Consider the following 14,688-nt stretch of genomic DNA (forward strand, 5'->3'; position numbering starts at 1 on the left):
GACCTCGGCGCCCACGGGCGGGCGCCCGGTCCCGGTCCGGTCGGCGCCCGCGCATCGTCCGTCCGTCGGCCGAGGCCCTTCCTTTCGATCCGAGCGAGCCCCTTCCCCGCCTCCGCCGTGAGCTGGACACGGGCCCGGACGGCTGTCCGCCCGCGAGGCGGCCCGCCGTCTCGCGGTGCACGGCCCGAACGAGGTACGCCGCAAGGCGAGCGCCCCGTTCTGGCGGGAGGTGGCCACCCAGCTGGCCCACCCCTTGGCCCTGCTGCTGTGGGCCGCGGCCGCCCTGGCCTTCGTGGCGGACCTGGCCGTGCTCGGCCAGGCCGTCCTCGCGGTCATCGTCGTCAACGCGGGTTTCGCCCCGCTCCAGGAACGCCAGGCGGAACGCGCGGTGGAGACCCTCGCCCGCTACCTGCCCGAGCACGCCCTCGTGGTACGCGACGGGCGGCCGCTCACCGTGGAGGCCCGTGACCTCGTGCCGGGCGACGTCATCGTCCTGGAGGAGGGGGACAAGGTTCCGGCGGACGGCCGGGTCACCGAGGGCGGTGTGGAGGTGGACCTGTCGATGCTGACTGGGGAGTCGGTGCCGGCGGAACGGGTGGCGGTGGCCGGATTGCTCGGTGCTCCCCTCCTGGAGGAGCCCAACATCGTCTTCAGCGGGACCACCTGTGTCGAGGGACAGGCCCGGGCCGTCGTCTTCGCCACCGGGGACCGCACCGAGCTGGGACGGATCGCCGCCCTCAGCCAACGGACGCGCCGCGAGCCGAGTCCCCTGGAGCGACAGGTCAAGAAGGCGGCCCGGCAGGGCGCCCTGGTCAAGCGGCTCAGCGCGGTCGGGACCCTCGGCTCCACCAGCGTCATCTGCACGGACAAGACCGGCACCCTCACCCGCAACCGCATGCGCCTGCGTGCGCATTGGACCCCCGGTCACGGAACGGACGCGGGGCCCTGGGCCCAGGCCCCGCTGCGGGCCGCCGCCGAGTGCACCACGGTCGCTCGGGACACGGACGGCGAGCTGCACGGCGACCCCCCACCGAGTCCGCCCTCGTGGAGGGAGCCGCCGACCTCGGAGCACCGGTGGACCTCGACCGGCGCGACGGGCGGCGGCAGGCCCTCTTCCGGTTCGGCCCACGGCTCAGGACGATGTCCGTGGTCCAGGGCCCGGAAGGCTCCGGGACCGCCCGGGTGGTGGTCAAGGGAGCCCCCGAAGCGGTTCTGGAGCGCGTGCCGCCCGGGCCCGATGGAGAGGCGGCCCGAACAGCGGCGCAGCGACTCGCCGAAGCTGGCACGCGCGTCCTGGCGGTCGCCTTCCGCGACCTCGGGCCGGACGAGGAGAGGCCCGTCCGGCGACAGGACGCCGAAGTCGGCCTGACCCTGCTGGGCCTGGTCGGTCTGTACGACCCGCCGAGTGCCGAGGTGGCGTCCGCCGTCCGCCGCTGCCACGAGGCCGGTGTGCGCGTGCACGTGGTGACGGGGGACAACGGTGCCACAGCCGCCGCGATCGCACGGGAGGTCGGCATCGGGGTGCCCCGACTGGAGGTCGTCGCCACCTCCGAATCCCTGGACGACGGCGAACCGGACCGGCTCCTCGTCGAGGACGACGCCGAGATCGTCTTCGCGCGCTCCTCGCCCGAGACGAAACTCAAGATCGCCGACACCCTGCGGGCCCACGGCCGGATCGTCGCCATGACGGGCGACGGCGTCAACGACGCCCCCGCCCTGCACCGCGCCCACATCGGGGTGGCGATGGGCCGCTCCGGCACGGACGTGGCCCGCGAGGCGGCGGCCATGGTGCTCACCGACGACGACTTCGCCACCATCGTCACCGCGATCGAATCCGGTCGCCGCGTCTACGACAACGTCCCCAAGTTCATCGTCTACATCTACGTCCTGTGGCGCGCCGGCTGGCAGCCCGGCGACCCCACCGACAAGGGGACCCCTCTGCACGGCGCGTACGTGACGGCGACGACGGCCACGTTCGCCGGCATCGTCTCCTGCCAGGTCGGCACCGCCTTCGCCGCCCGCACCGACCACGCCGCGCTCCGCGAGATCGAGGTCCTGTCCGACCCGCTGCTGCTCGCGGGCATCGCCTTCGAACTCTGCTTCACCGCCGCGCTCGTCTACGCGCCGCCACTGCAGCAGCTCTTCGGCACTGCACCGCTCCCCTGGGACGTCGTCCGGTTCATCGGTACCTTCCCGCTGCTGGTCTGGGGCGTGGACGAGGCGCGCCGTGCCCGGCGGCGTCAGAGAGACTTCTCCGCCGGCGCCGGCTCGTCCCCGCCCTGGTCGAGGCGGAAGGGCGGATAGACGTCCGTCATCAGGCTCGCGTAGGCGGCGACCCGGAGGACCCAGCGGTTGAGGCCGACGACCAGGTCGAACAGGTCCCGGGGATAGCACGAGGTGAAGGCGAGGGCGAAGCCGGCGATGACCGCGAGCAGGGTGATCAGGCCGCCGCTCCACCAGCCGGCGCGCATGCCGCCGGTGAAGAACGCCAGGATCAGGTAGTGGGGTATGGCGAGCAGCCACCACTTGACGAGCACCTGCGAGCGGGAGAGCCGGTCCGGGTAGGCGATGTCGAGCCGGGCCGGGTAGCCGGGTTCGGGGCCGAGGCTGAAGGGCGGGTAACGGTCGGTGCCGAGAGCGCCGTAGGAGTAGTACGAGACCCGCCAGGACCAGCGCAGCACGCCGAGGCCGAAGTCGAACAGGGGCCGCGGGTACCGCTCGGTGAACAGGATCGCGAAGAAGGCGATCACCGTCACGACGAGGAAGGCGATCCACAGGAAGAACAGCACGATCCAGTGCGGGATCGCGAGAATCCATTTGACCAGCCACAGCCAACGGGAGAGCGGGGCGTCGAGCGTGGCCGTCACGCGGACGGGCGGGCGGGGGGTTCGAGGAGCGTCCATGTCGCTACTTCCCTGTGCTGGAGGTGCGGTCGTCGCGCCGGAGCCGGTCCACGACCCCCACCACCCCGTCGACGCTGTTGCAGAGCCCGAGGAGGACGGGCACGAGTCCGGGACGCCGCACCGTGCCGCTGAGGGTGACCCGGCCGTCCTCGACCTCCACGGAGACATCGGAGGGGTGCAGACCGAGCGTCCGGGTCATGACGTCCTCGACGATCTCCTCCCGGATCGCCCGGTCCCTGCGGAGGAACAGCTGAACCAGGTCGCTGGGGCTCAGAACCCCCACGACCCGCCCGTCGTCGCCGTTCACCGGCAGCCGCTTCACTCCGGCCCTGTCCATCACCCGGGCCGCGCGCACCACACTCCAGTCGGGGTGGGCGACCACGGCGGGGCTCGACATGAGCGCGCCGGCCGTGTCGATGCCGGAGCCGACCGCGTGGCGGCGGACGAGGTCGGCTTCCGAGACGACGCCCAGCGGGCGGTTCTCCTCGTCCACCACGCAGACGGCGGTGATGTCGAACTCGTCCAGAAGCCGGGCGATCTCCTTGAACGGCGTCTGCCGCCCGACGCTGACGGCCGTGGGCGTCATCAGCTCGGCCACGCTTCGGTGCCTCATCACCGGTCACCTTCCGTGCACGGATTCCGCACCCCGCCTCTCAGGATTGCCCGTGTCGACCGGCGGGGGGAGGGCCGTCCGGCCCCCACGGGCGGCCGTGGTGGGGACTGCCTGGTGGCAGAGCGGGGACAGCAGATACGTCTCCACCGGCCGGGTCTGCGGCAGCGGCGCGTTGACCTCCGGCAGCGGCTCTCTGCCGATGACGAACCTGCCCTCCGGGACGTCGCTTCGAGCAGGCACGGGGAGGCGCCGCCCCGTACGGGAGCTGCCGCCGGGGTCACGCCCCGGCGGCGAGGGTGAGCGCGCACCGTACGTCCACCACGCCCTCGACGGCCCGGGCCAGGCGCTCCGCGAGCGGGATGAGCGTGCTGTCGCGCACGTCGCCGGTCAGGGTCACCACACCGGCGTCGACGCGGACCTCGATCCGGTCCCGGGAGAGCGGGAACAGATGCGCCACGACGTCGCGGCCGACCTCGTCGGCGAGTTCCTCGTCCGGCCGGAGGAAGACCTTCAGCAGGTCGGAGCGGCTGACGACGCCCTGGATCATCCCGTCGGCGTCGACGACGGGAAGTCGTTTCACCCTGTGCGTGGCCATGAGCCGGGCCGCTCGGGGCAGGGATGCCTCCGGTCGTACGGTGACGGCGGGCGTGGTCATCAGCTCCGCCGCCCGGTCGGAACCGGCCTTGGATGTGGCGTCGCGTCGCCGCAGTTGCTCGATCATGCCCAGGCGGTGGTCGTGGAACTCCTCCTTGAGGAGCAGGTCCGCCTCGGACACGACACCGACGACCCGTCCTTCTCCCTCAAGGACGGGCAGCGCGGTCACCTTCCAGCGCTCCATCGCGGTGACGATCTCCTTGAAGGAGGCGTCGGGCCGGACGGCGACGACCTTCTTGGTCATCACGTCGGCGACGGTGAACGTCCGTGTGGTCATGGCTGTCTCCTTCAACGGCCGTGGGACAGGAGCTCGGGAGGGCGAGGGGAGACGAGGCCGTCGAGGAGGCGGCCGCGGGCCGCCGGCAGCCCGCGGGCCATCGGGGCCGCGACACGGGCGAAGACCGTCTCGCCCACGGACGGATCGCCGGCGCACGGCTCCCGTACGGCCGGGGCGTCGAACTCCAGCGCAGGCACCTCCGACGGCGGTGGCGCCGAGGTGTCGGAGACAGGGCGGCACGATCCAGGAACAGCCGGGGAGCGCGCCGCTGGTGAGGGTGTCCACGGCGGCGTCACGATGGCCCGGGACGTGGACGTCGAGCTCCACCCGGCTGGTCTGGACGATCCAGAAGCGGTCGGCGCGCCGGCGCTGTCGGAAGACGCGGGTGCCGGGGGCGAAGCGGGCCGGAGGAAAGCGTTCCAGGAGTCGTGCCCGTGCCTCCGGCGGGAGTTCGTCCAGCAGGGGCCGCGTGGTGGTCATGGTGCCCTCCAGCCCGCTTCGCTCAGCGTCCCGCGGAAGACGCCGTGGCCGACAGGGCCGCGCGGGTCCCGCTCCGCGGGCCGAAGGGCCCGTGTCAACGGACCGGGACGGTCTCTCCTCGGAGCCAGCCGACGATCTGGTCCGCGTCGGCGTGGGCGGAGAAACGGGGGACGTCGGCGACCTCGGCCCGTACGGGTACGTACTCGCCGAACATCTTCAGCGTGCGGACCCCGTCGACCAGGTCCCGGGCGCGAATGCCGGCGGCGGCGAAGCCGACCACGACGACGGCGTTGCGCGGGTCAGGCAGGAGGCGGTGCAAGTGGTGCAGGACGCGGCCGCCGGTGGCCATGCCGGCCGAGGAGACGATGACGGCGGGGCCGTGCGCGCTGTTGATGTCGATGGACTCCTGGACCGTACGCGCGGCGAGGAACGGGGCCGGGCTCAGCGCGGCCTCGCCCCGGGCGAGGATCTCGGGCCGCAGCTCGGGAGAGCGCTCGCGCACGGCGTCGCGGTAGCCGCCCCGGGCGAGGGTCCGCTCGATCACCGAGGCGAACTCCGAGCGGGCGGATTCCTGGTCGTGGCGGCGGTCGCCGTACGTCGACTCCACCAGCAGCACGTCGGCGCCGGAGAACGGCTCCGGAGGCAGGAGCAGCGGGTGTCCGGGCCGTGTGCGGCGTCGTGAGGATCGGGCCGCGGAAGTCCTGCCGGACCAGGAGCGGCAGATGGCTGCAGTGGTCCAGATGGGCGTGGGTGACGACCACCGCACGGACGTCGGCCGCGTCCCGGGCGAACCGGTCCCAGTTGCGCCGCCGCAACTTCGCGAAACCCTGGAAGAGACCGCAGTCGAGGAGGTTCCGGCCATGGTCGCTCTCGACCAGGAACCCGCTGCCGGTGACCGTCCCCACGCCGCCCAGGCAGTTGAGCAGGGCGGGGCGCGGCACCGACGGGGCGGTGTGCGCTGTTGCCTCGGACATGGGAGGGCCCTCCTTCGCGCCGGGGGCCGGCCGCACCGGTCCGACTCCACCCTCGCGCCGCCCGGTGCGGTGTGCCAGGGGTCCGAGGGGCCCGGACCGGGGACCGACCGGCCCATGCGCGCGGAGGTGACGCGGGGCGAGCCTGACGGTGGGATCCGTGGGAGCAGACCCGCGGACCGGCCGGGAAGGCGGTCGTCATGAAGGCTCTCGTGTTCCAGGGAACGGGCCGGGTCGCGTGGCAGGACGTGCCCGATCCCGCGGTGAAGGACGCGGCGGACGCGATCGTGCGCGTCGACGCCGTCACCCTCTGCGGCACCGACCTGCACATCGTCAGGGGGGACGTGCCCGAGGTCGAACCCGGGCGTGTCCTCGGTCACGAGGCGGTCGGCACCGTGATGGAGACGGGCGGCGACGTCCGGGCGGTGCGGCCCGGCGACCGGGTCCTGATCTCCTGCATCTCCTCCTGCGGACGCTGCCGCTTCTGCCGCGAGCAGCGATACGGCCAGTGCCGGGGCGGAGGCGGCTGGGTCCTCGGCCACCTGATCGACGGCACCCAGGCCGAGTACGTCCGCGTGCCCTTCGCCGACCTCTCCGTCCACCCGGTCCCCAGCGGCGTCGACAGCTTCGACGCCGTGCTCCTCGCCGACATCTTCCCCACCGCCTACGAGGTCGGCGTCCTCAACGGCGCGGTCCAGCCCGGCGACACCGTCGTCGTGGTCGGCGCGGGCCCCATCGGTCTCGCCGCGATCACCACCGCACGCCTCTACAGCCCCGGCCGGATCATCGCTGTGGATCTGGACGAATCCCGCCTCTCCGCCGCCCGCAGGCTCGGCGCCGACGCCACCGCAGCAGCCGGGGAGGAACCGGAACAGCTCGTCGCCGACCTCACCGACGGCCTCGGCGCCGACGTCGTCATGGAGGCCGTGGGAGTGCCGCAGACCTTCGAGATGTGCACCCGTATGGTCCGCCCCGGGGGCCGCGTCGCCAACATCGGCGTCCACGGCAAGCCCGCCGCCCTCCACCTGGAAGACCTGTGGATCAAGGACGTCACCCTCACCACCGGCCTCGTCGACACCTCCTCGACGCCGATGCTGCTGCGGATGATGGCCGCCGGCCGGCTCCCCACCACGGAGCTGGTCACCCACCGCTTCGAACTTGGGCAGATGGAGGAGGCGTACGACGTCTTCGGCAGCGCCGCCCGGACCGGTGCGATCAAGGTCGCGCTCGGTGGGCCGCAGCACACGGCCGTCGACACCGCGCCGGCCACGGGTGCCGGATGAACGTCCAGGGAGCCGCATCGACGTGTCGGGGACGGCGGAGACGACGTCGTCGGTCATCAGGCCGCCGACCTTGAGGTGCTTCAGCGCGGTCCCTCCCGTTCGGACAGACGGCAGATGGGTCTTCACGCCACCACCGTCCACCGAGCCGTCACGCGTCGGCGAGGGGCCGAACGGTCCCTCGCCTACGGGCCCGACCGGGCCCTGCCGGTTCGCGGCGCCGTCGCGTGGGACCTTTGGCCCCACCTCTGCCCCCAGCGGCCCTCCGGTCCTCCGGCGCGGGGTGCGAGGGTCGAAGGGCAGTCCTCACGCACCCGGCAAGGAGGAGCCATGGCCGCAGCCCCGCGACTCCGGCAGCCCGGAAGCGTCGTCGCCGGTGTCGACGGATCCGAGGAGGCGAAGTCCGCCGCCCTGGGGGCTGCCGAGGAGGCGCTTCTTCGGGGATCGGTCCTCTTCCTCGTCCACGCGACGGACACGGACGCCCCCGTCCGGTACCTCTTCCAGGGCGAGATCGACGAGAGCCGCAGGACCGGGCGCGAAGTCCTCGACCGTACGGCCGAGACCGTTTCCGCGCACCACCCGGAGGTGGCCGTCGTCGAGGAGCTGAGCGACCGCCCGCCCTCCGAGGCGCTGCGGCACGCCGCCGCCCTGACCGGCACGATCGTCGTCGGCCACCGGGGCCGCGGCGGGTTCGCCTCGCTGCTCCTCGGCTCGGTCGGCCGGCGGACCACGGCGACCGCGAGCACACCGGTGGTGGTGGTCCGGGGGTACGCCGGGACAGCACACCCGGGCGTCGTCCTGGCGGGGATACGGGACGCCCACGACCTCGGCTGCGCGCGAGTGGCCGCACACGAGGCCCTGCTGCGAGGGCAGCCGCTCCGGCTTCTGCACGTATGGCGAACGGCCCGGCCACGGGGCGAGCGGACGGCAACGCGCGACCGCCCCTGCGACCAGGCCGCCGACCACGTGTGTGTGCAGTCCTGGTCGACCGAACTCCTGCGGGAGGAGTTCCCCGATCTGAAGATCGAGACCGAGGGCGTGAAGAGTCCCAGCGTGCCCGGAGCCCTCGTCGAGGCGAGCCGGGACGCCGCCGTCCTGCTCGTCGGCGGACGCCGTGGTCCCGGATACCTGGGGCCGACCCTGGGCCGGACCACGCTCGCCCTGCTGCAACACGCCCACTGCCCGGTGGAACTCGTCCCCCGGCACGGACCCGGACACGGGAGCACCTCATGAGCACCATCCCGGAACACCGCGAGATCGTCGTCGGCGTCGACCCCGTGCGCGAAGGGTGCCTCGCCCTGGCCTGGGCCGCCGACGAGGCCCACCGCCGCCGGCTCGCCCTCCGCCTCGTCGTCGCCGTACCGCCCCCGCACGACACCCAGCACGTCGACGACACACCCCGCCACCAGGCCAGGACCCAGCGCGGCAAGGACGCCCTGCGCGCCGCGACCGACTGGGTCAGGGCCAGACAACCGGACGTGCACGTCGGCTCCGCGCTCGTCGACGGCGTCCCGGCGGCTGTGATCGCGGGAAGGGCACAGCGGGCCGCCATGGCCGTCCTCGGCTCCCGGCACCTGAGCCGCACCGAGGAGTTCCTCAGTGCCGGCTCCCTCGTCGTCCCGGTCACCGCCCAGGCCCGCTGCCCGGTGGTCGTGGTGGGCGACGCCGAGCACATCACCCAGGACCCGGCCTACCTCGTCGTCGGCGTCGACGGCAGCGAATCGTCCCGGTCGGCCCTCTCCTTCGCTCTCGAGGAGGCCGACCTGCGGCGCTGCGCCGTGCGGGCCGTCGCGGTCTGGCAGCCGCCCGTCTTCACCCTCCACACCGGGGACACCCTCTTCCACGCCGAGCGCCGGCTCCTCTCGGAGACCACCGCGGGCTGGGCGGAGAAGTACCCCGGCGTCCGCCTCACCCACGAAGTGCTCATCGGCTCGCCCGTCGAACTGCTCGCCGACGCCGCCGAGCACGCCCTGGCCGTCGTCGTGGGACGCCGGGGCCGGGGCGGCTACACCGGCATGCGCGTCGGCTCGGTGGTCCACGGACTGCTGCACCGGGCCCACTGCCCCGTGATCACCGTCCCCGCGGGGTGAGCGCGCGCCATGACGACGCCGGCCGAAGCCGAAGCGGTCCGAACCTCCCCGGCGACAGGACTCACCCCGGCGGAGGCGGCCCGACGGCTCGCCGCCGACGGTCCCAACGAGGTGGCCGCCCGCCGGCCCGTACGGCTGTACAGCCGTGTTCTCGCCCAGCTCCGAGATCCGCTGATCATGGTCCTGCTCGGTGCCGCCGCGCTGACCCTGGCGATCCGGGACCACCCGGACGCGATCGTCATCGGCCTGGTCGTCCTCGTGAAACCACGGTCGGCGTCGTAGCGCCCCGCACGCGCGCGTGGAGCGGCCTCGGCCGCATCGCCGCCCTGCTCGACGACCGGCGCGAGGCGACACCCCTGCAACACCTCCTCGCCGCTCTCGGCCGGATCCTCGCCGCGGTGACGCTCGCCCTGTGCGTCCTGGTGTTCGTCCTCGGGCTCGTCCGCGGTCTCCCGCTCGGCACCATGGCGGTCACCGCCATCAGTCTGGCCGTGGCCGCCGTACCCGAATCGCTCCCCGCCGTCGTCACCCTCGCTCTCGCCCTCGGTGCCCGCCGGATGGCCGCCCGCCACGCGCTCGTGAGACGACTGCCGGCCGTGGAGACCCTGGGCTCGGTGTCCGTCCTCGCCACCGACAAGACCGGCACCCTCACGGAGGGCCGCATGGCCGTCCAGCGGGTCTGGACGCCCGAGGTGTGCGGCGAGCTCACGGGCGTCGGCTACGAACCGGAGGGGGAGGCACTGGTCGCCGGGAGACCCGCCGCCCCGGACGAGCTCGCACCGGTACGGGAGCTGTTGAGGACGACCGTCCTCTGCAACGACGCCACGCTGCGCCCGGCACCGAGGTCGCGCGCCAGGACGCCGACCTCGTCCTCACATGGGTGGCCGGCGGGGCCGCGGAGATCCTCGTGATGCTGGCCGGCCCCCTCCTCGGGCTGCCCCTGCCGCTGCGCGCCGGACAGATCCTCTGGATCAACCCACGGCCTCACCGGGGTCGCCATGGGCGCCGAACCGGCAGCGCCCGGGACGATGCGACGGGCCAGGCGGCCCGGGCACTCGAACTGGCCGACCGCCGCCGCGACGCCGAACAGGCCACACTGCTGGAGGACCGCGACCGCATCGCCCTCGATCTGCACGACCTGGCGATCCAGCGCCTCTTCGCCACCGGCATCACCCTCCAGAGCGCCCGGCGCCTCATCGAGCATCCGGAGGCGGTGGACCGGCTGACCAGGGCGATCGACGACCTCGACGCCACCATCAAGATCATCCGTTCGACCCTCTTCGGGCTCCGGGAACACGACACCCCAGGCGCCGCACCGAAACTCAGAAGCCGTGTCGTCACCGCGGTCGATGCGGGCGCGGCCACCCTCGGCTTCGCGGTCAGACGCTCCTGCAGAAGGTCGTCCGCCTCGAACACGGTGCTCGCGGCCACGTGGGCACGTACCGGCGGACCGCTCACGTCGACCACGGCCTGGGCCGTGGCGGGGCGAGCCGCCGAGCAACGGACCGCTTGGGTGAGCTTCACCCGGGCGGCCAGTACCGGCCCGCTCACGTGCTCGAGGGTCGCGAGCACCTTCTCCCGCCCGTAGGTGGCCGCGCCTTGGGGCACCTGTCCTCGGCTGCGGGCCTGGACGTCGACTGCCGCGCTCTTGAGGCGGCTCATGGGAACTCCTCCTTGATCGCTCTCAGCCTGTCCGGCGCCGACCGTTCCCGGCAGAGTCGACGGGGCCGTCGCCGCGGGGCGACCAGCCCCCTCACCGCCCGTCCATCCGGGACGCACGGGCATCCGCGAAGGGCCGTTCGGTCCATGGCCAGGCCAGGATGTGGAGCCAGGGGCAAGTTCAGGACAGGCATGTGGCCGTGGCCGGCCAGGACAGCGCAAGGGAACTGCTGAACTGACCCATCCGGCCCTTACTGCGACGCCGCTGCTGTGTCAGCGTCTTGGACGGCAGGCGTGTTTACGGCCATGGGGTCCAGGAACCCGGGGAATTGCGAGGGGCGCGTGCCCTCGGGCGGTCCTGAGGCGGTTCGCGTTCCCGTGACGCGGGACGTCGCACGCTTCGGCCATGCCGACCCTGCGCCCCGCTTGCCGCCCGCGACCACACACGACGGAGGAAGCATGCGCGAGGACGAGCGCTCTGAAGGCGTACCGCTGACCGACGAGGAGCTCGGTGCGCTCGACGCGCACTGGAGGGCCGCCAACTACCTGTCGGTCGGCCAGATCTACCTGATGGACAACCCGCTGCTGAGGAAGCCGCTGGAACCGGCGCACATCAAGCCGCGGCTGCTCGGACACTGGGGCACCTCCCCGGGCCTCAACCTCGTGCACACCCACCTCAATCGTGTCATCAAGCGGCACGGCATCGACGCGCTGTGCGTCTGGGGGCCCGGACACGGCGGGCCGGCCGTCCTCGCCAACTCCTGGCTGGAGGGCAGCTACAGCGAGACCTACCCCGATGTGAGCCGCGACGAGGACGGTATGGCCCGGCTGTTCCGGCAGTTCTCCTTCCCCGGCGGGGTGCCGAGCCACGTGGCGCCCGAGACCCCCGGCTCGATCCACGAGGGCGGCGAACTGGGCTACTCCCTGTCGCACGCCTACGGCGCCGCCCTGGACAACCCGGACCTGCTGGTGGCGTGCGTCATCGGAGACGGCGAGGCGGAGACGGGGCCGCTCGCCGCCTCCTGGCATTCCAACAAGTTCCTCGACCCCGTCCACGACGGAGCGGTCCTGCCCGTTCTCCACCTCAACGGCTACAAGATCGCGAACCCCACGGTGCTCGCCCGTCTCCCGGAGGCGGAACTCGACGAGCTGCTTCGGGGCTACGGCCACGACCCCCTGCACGTCACCGGAGACGATCCGCTCCAGGTCCACCGGGCCATGGCCGCCGCTATGGACACGACCCTCGGCCGCATCCGGCACATCCAGGAGCAAGCCCGGACCGGCGCCCCCGTCGGACGGCCGCGCTGGCCGGTGATCGTCCTGCGCACGCCGAAGGGCTGGACGGGCCCCGAAACGGTCGACGGCGTCCCCGTCGAGGGCACCTGGCGTGCCCACCAGGTGCCCCTGGCGGGTGTCCGCGACGACGACGGCCACCGGGCCCAACTGCAAGCGTGGCTGCGTTCGTACCGTCCCGAGGAGCTCTTCGACGAGAACGGCCGGCCGAGCCCTCAGGTGCTGGAGTGCGTGCCGGAGGGCGTACGGAGGCTGGGTGCGACCCGCCACGCCAACGGCGGCCTGCTCCTGCGGGACCTGCCTCTGCCCCGGCTCGAACGCTTCGCCGTCCCGGTGGACCGGCCCGGCGAGACCCAACACGAGCCGACCGGGGTACTCGGAGAACTACTGGAGAACGTCATGGCCGCCACCGACGAGCGCCGCGACTTCCGCCTCGTCGGCCCCGACGAGACCGCCTCCAACCGCCTCCAGGCCGTGTACGGAGCGAGCGGCAAGGCCTGGCAGGAACCGCTCCTGGACACCGACGAACACCTCGACCGGCACGGCCGGGTCATGGAGATCCTCTCCGAACACACCTGCCAGGGCTGGCTGGAGGGCTACCTGCTGACCGGTCGACACGGCCTGTTCTCCTGCTACGAAGCCTTCGTCCACATCGTCGACTCCATGGTCAACCAGCACATCAAGTGGCTCAAGACTTCCCGCGCCCTTCACTGGCGCGCACCCGTCGCCTCACTCAACTACCTGCTCACGTCCCACGTGTGGCGCCAGGACCACAACGGCTTCTCCCACCAGGACCCAGGATTCGTCGACCACGTCCTCAACAAGAGCCCCCAGGTCGTCCGCGTCTACCTCCCGCCGGACGCCAACACCCTGCTGACCGTCGCCGACCACGCGCTGCGCAGCCGCGACCAGGTCAACGTGATCGTCGCCGGCAAACAGCCCTGCTTCGACTGGCTCTCCCTCGACGACGCCCGCGCCCACTGCGCCCGCGGGGCCGGAGTGTGGGAATGGGCGGGTACCGAGGGCGGGACCCGCGACCCGGACGTCGTCCTGGCCTGCGCCGGTGACGTCCCCACCCAGGAGGTCCTCGCCGCGGCCGGCCTCCTGCGGCACCATCTCCCCCAGCTCGTCGTCCGTGTGGTGAACGTCGTCGACATGACCCGGCTCATGCCCCACGAGGAACACCCGCACGGCCTGACCGACCCGGAATACGACGCCCTGTTCACCCGGGACAAGCCGGTGATCTTCGCCTACCACGGATATCCCTGGCTCGTGCACCGTCTCGCCTACCGCCGCACCGGCCACCCGAACCTGCACGTACGCGGCTACAAGGAGGTGGGCACTACCACGACCCCCTTCGACATGGTCGTGCGCAACGACCTCGACCGCTACCGCCTCGTCATGGACGTGATCGACCGCGTGCCCGGCCTTGCCGTGCGAGCCGTGGGCGTGCGCCAGGCCATGGCCGACGCCCGCACCCGCCACCACGCCTTCATCCGTGAACACGGCACCGACCTGCCCGAAGTCACCGACTGGAGCTGGAGCAACGGCCGGCAATCGGCATGATCCCACCGTCCGCAGGTCACCCGGCCCGCGGCACGGACGGAGCCGTCGCCGCCCTGCCCGCGTACAGCCCAGCAGACCCGCCGTCAGATGCCGCGCGCCCGAATGGCGGGCGCGGTACGCGTGTAGTGCCGCTCGGCCGGCTGCGCGACAAACGGCCCCGTACCCCTCCGTCCGCCTCCCGGGCGTCTTCAAGAAGAAGGGGGCACGAGTGGCGCAGGCGAGTCGTCCCGACTGCCGGCCGTCAGCCGGTTGACCACGCCGACGACGCCGTCGACCCGCCAGGCGGCCCGGACCAGAGCCGTGGTGTTGATCTCCGGTCCGGCGACGCCCGCGATGGTGACGATCCCGTCCCGCACATCGATGTGAAACCTGCCGGCGTCGTGCGCGGGACCGTGAGAGTACACGACGCCGGTCACGGCTTCGTGGATCTCCTCGTCGGTGCGCAGGAAGACGCGCAGGAGGTCGCGGCGTGTGGTGATGCCGATGAGGCGGTCCTCCTCGTCCACCACGGGCAGCCGGTCGATGTGGCGGCGTTCCATGATGCGCGCCGCGTCGATCACGCGCTGTTCGGGATGCACGGTGACCGCGGGACTGGTCATCAGCCCGCCGGCCGTCAGGGCCGGTCCTGCGGTGGGTCGCGCGTGCGCGATCCGCCGCAGGGTCCGCAGCACGCGGTCCCGGCCGGAGCCGGTCCGGCCGCGCGCCGCCTGTCGCCGGGTGAGGTCGGTCTGCGAGACCACGCCCATGACCTTGTCGTCGTCGTCCACCACCGGCAGACCGCTGATGTGGTGGGAAGTAAGCAGGCGGGCCAGCTCCTTGAAGGAGGTGTCGGGGTGTGCCTGGACCACTTCGCCGGTCATCACCTCGCCCACCGTTCGGTGCTTCACCATGGTTCTCATCTC

General features: G+C 72.6%; 13 protein-coding genes and 3 pseudogenes. 9 read left to right on the forward strand and 7 right to left on the reverse strand.

Annotated features, from left to right (window positions below):
* Window positions 1-175: 175 nt before the first annotated feature.
* A pseudogene (locus tag AB0G79_RS19770) lies at window positions 176-772 on the forward strand (cation-transporting P-type ATPase); the annotation flags it as partial.
* 272 nt (window positions 773-1,044) lie between these two features.
* Window positions 1,045-2,304, forward strand: coding sequence for an HAD-IC family P-type ATPase (locus tag AB0G79_RS19775; protein WP_360808071.1), 1,260 nt, complete (start codon window positions 1,045-1,047; stop codon window positions 2,302-2,304).
* Here the strand turns inward: AB0G79_RS19775 and AB0G79_RS19780 are convergent.
* From AB0G79_RS19780 to AB0G79_RS19805, 6 genes and pseudogenes are all read right to left on the reverse strand, one after another.
* Window positions 2,241-2,903: a DUF4389 domain-containing protein gene (locus tag AB0G79_RS19780; RefSeq protein ID WP_360808073.1), complete on the reverse strand. Its 663-nt coding sequence runs from the start codon at window positions 2,901-2,903 to the stop codon at window positions 2,241-2,243. The two genes, AB0G79_RS19775 and AB0G79_RS19780, sit on opposite strands and share 64 nt — an antisense overlap.
* 4 nt (window positions 2,904-2,907) lie before the next feature.
* Window positions 2,908-3,516 (reverse strand): CBS domain-containing protein, encoded by a 609-nt coding sequence (locus tag AB0G79_RS19785; RefSeq protein WP_360808075.1) that lies wholly within the window; start codon window positions 3,514-3,516, stop codon window positions 2,908-2,910.
* 277 nt (window positions 3,517-3,793) lie between these two features.
* Window positions 3,794-4,447, reverse strand: a complete 654-nt coding sequence (locus AB0G79_RS19790; RefSeq protein WP_360808077.1) for a CBS domain-containing protein — start codon at window positions 4,445-4,447, stop codon at window positions 3,794-3,796.
* Between the two features lie 11 nt (window positions 4,448-4,458).
* Window positions 4,459-4,644: a hypothetical protein gene (locus AB0G79_RS19795; RefSeq protein WP_360808078.1), complete on the reverse strand. Its 186-nt coding sequence runs from the start codon at window positions 4,642-4,644 to the stop codon at window positions 4,459-4,461.
* 377 nt (window positions 4,645-5,021) lie between these two features.
* The gene (locus AB0G79_RS19800) at window positions 5,022-5,543 is read right to left on the reverse strand and encodes an MBL fold metallo-hydrolase RNA specificity domain-containing protein (RefSeq protein WP_360808079.1); all 522 of its coding nucleotides are present in this window, start codon (window positions 5,541-5,543) and stop codon (window positions 5,022-5,024) included.
* A gap of 94 nt (window positions 5,544-5,637) precedes the next feature.
* A pseudogene (locus AB0G79_RS19805) lies at window positions 5,638-5,901 on the reverse strand (MBL fold metallo-hydrolase); the annotation flags it as partial.
* Between the two features lie 197 nt (window positions 5,902-6,098).
* Between AB0G79_RS19805 and AB0G79_RS19810 the strand changes: the two are divergent.
* The 7 genes and pseudogenes from AB0G79_RS19810 to AB0G79_RS19840 all read left to right on the forward strand — a co-directional run bounded on the left by AB0G79_RS19810 (window position 6,099) and on the right by AB0G79_RS19840 (window position 13,786).
* Window positions 6,099-7,181 (forward strand): zinc-dependent alcohol dehydrogenase family protein, encoded by a 1,083-nt coding sequence (locus tag AB0G79_RS19810; RefSeq protein WP_360808081.1) that lies wholly within the window; start codon window positions 6,099-6,101, stop codon window positions 7,179-7,181.
* A gap of 327 nt (window positions 7,182-7,508) precedes the next feature.
* Window positions 7,509-8,411, forward strand: coding sequence for a universal stress protein (locus AB0G79_RS19815; RefSeq protein WP_360808083.1), 903 nt, complete (start codon window positions 7,509-7,511; stop codon window positions 8,409-8,411).
* Entirely contained in the window at window positions 8,408-9,268 is an 861-nt protein-coding gene (locus AB0G79_RS19820; protein WP_360808085.1) for a universal stress protein, read from the forward strand. The genes AB0G79_RS19815 and AB0G79_RS19820 overlap by 4 nt, the downstream gene beginning before the upstream one ends.
* Window positions 9,269-9,277: 9 nt before the next feature.
* Window positions 9,278-9,550, forward strand: coding sequence for a cation-transporting P-type ATPase (locus AB0G79_RS19825; protein WP_360808087.1), 273 nt, complete (start codon window positions 9,278-9,280; stop codon window positions 9,548-9,550).
* 44 nt (window positions 9,551-9,594) lie between these two features.
* Entirely contained in the window at window positions 9,595-10,179 is a 585-nt protein-coding gene (locus tag AB0G79_RS19830) for an HAD-IC family P-type ATPase (RefSeq protein ID WP_360808372.1), read from the forward strand.
* A gap of 125 nt (window positions 10,180-10,304) precedes the next feature.
* A pseudogene (locus AB0G79_RS19835) lies at window positions 10,305-10,643 on the forward strand (histidine kinase); the annotation flags it as partial.
* Between the two features lie 743 nt (window positions 10,644-11,386).
* Window positions 11,387-13,786: a phosphoketolase family protein gene (locus AB0G79_RS19840; RefSeq protein ID WP_360808089.1), complete on the forward strand. Its 2,400-nt coding sequence runs from the start codon at window positions 11,387-11,389 to the stop codon at window positions 13,784-13,786.
* A 188-nt stretch (window positions 13,787-13,974) separates the two neighbouring features.
* Here the strand turns inward: AB0G79_RS19840 and AB0G79_RS19845 are convergent, their stop codons facing one another.
* The gene (locus AB0G79_RS19845) at window positions 13,975-14,676 is read right to left on the reverse strand and encodes a CBS domain-containing protein (RefSeq protein WP_360808091.1); all 702 of its coding nucleotides are present in this window, start codon (window positions 14,674-14,676) and stop codon (window positions 13,975-13,977) included.
* Between the last annotated feature and the right edge of the window lie 12 nt (window positions 14,677-14,688).

The organism is Streptomyces sp. NPDC020807, from assembly GCF_040641575.1.
GTDB lineage: Bacteria > Actinomycetota > Actinomycetes > Streptomycetales > Streptomycetaceae > Streptomyces.

Bases quoted from the DNA above. Each gene is read 5' to 3' on its own strand.
- AB0G79_RS19780 (WP_360808073.1), bottom strand. From the start codon at position 2,903: ATGGACGCTCCTCGAACCCCCCGCCCGCCCGTCCGCGTGACGGCCACG.
- AB0G79_RS19785 (WP_360808075.1), bottom strand. From the start codon at position 3,516: ATGAGGCACCGAAGCGTGGCCGAGCTGATGACGCCCACGGCCGTCAGC.
- AB0G79_RS19790 (WP_360808077.1), bottom strand. From the start codon at position 4,447: ATGACCACACGGACGTTCACCGTCGCCGACGTGATGACCAAGAAGGTC.
- AB0G79_RS19810 (WP_360808081.1), top strand. From the start codon at position 6,099: ATGAAGGCTCTCGTGTTCCAGGGAACGGGCCGGGTCGCGTGGCAGGAC.
- AB0G79_RS19815 (WP_360808083.1), top strand. From the start codon at position 7,509: ATGGCCGCAGCCCCGCGACTCCGGCAGCCCGGAAGCGTCGTCGCCGGT.
- AB0G79_RS19820 (WP_360808085.1), top strand. From the start codon at position 8,408: ATGAGCACCATCCCGGAACACCGCGAGATCGTCGTCGGCGTCGACCCC.
- AB0G79_RS19825 (WP_360808087.1), top strand. From the start codon at position 9,278: ATGACGACGCCGGCCGAAGCCGAAGCGGTCCGAACCTCCCCGGCGACA.
- AB0G79_RS19840 (WP_360808089.1), top strand. From the start codon at position 11,387: ATGCGCGAGGACGAGCGCTCTGAAGGCGTACCGCTGACCGACGAGGAG.
- AB0G79_RS19845 (WP_360808091.1), bottom strand. From the start codon at position 14,676: ATGGTGAAGCACCGAACGGTGGGCGAGGTGATGACCGGCGAAGTGGTC.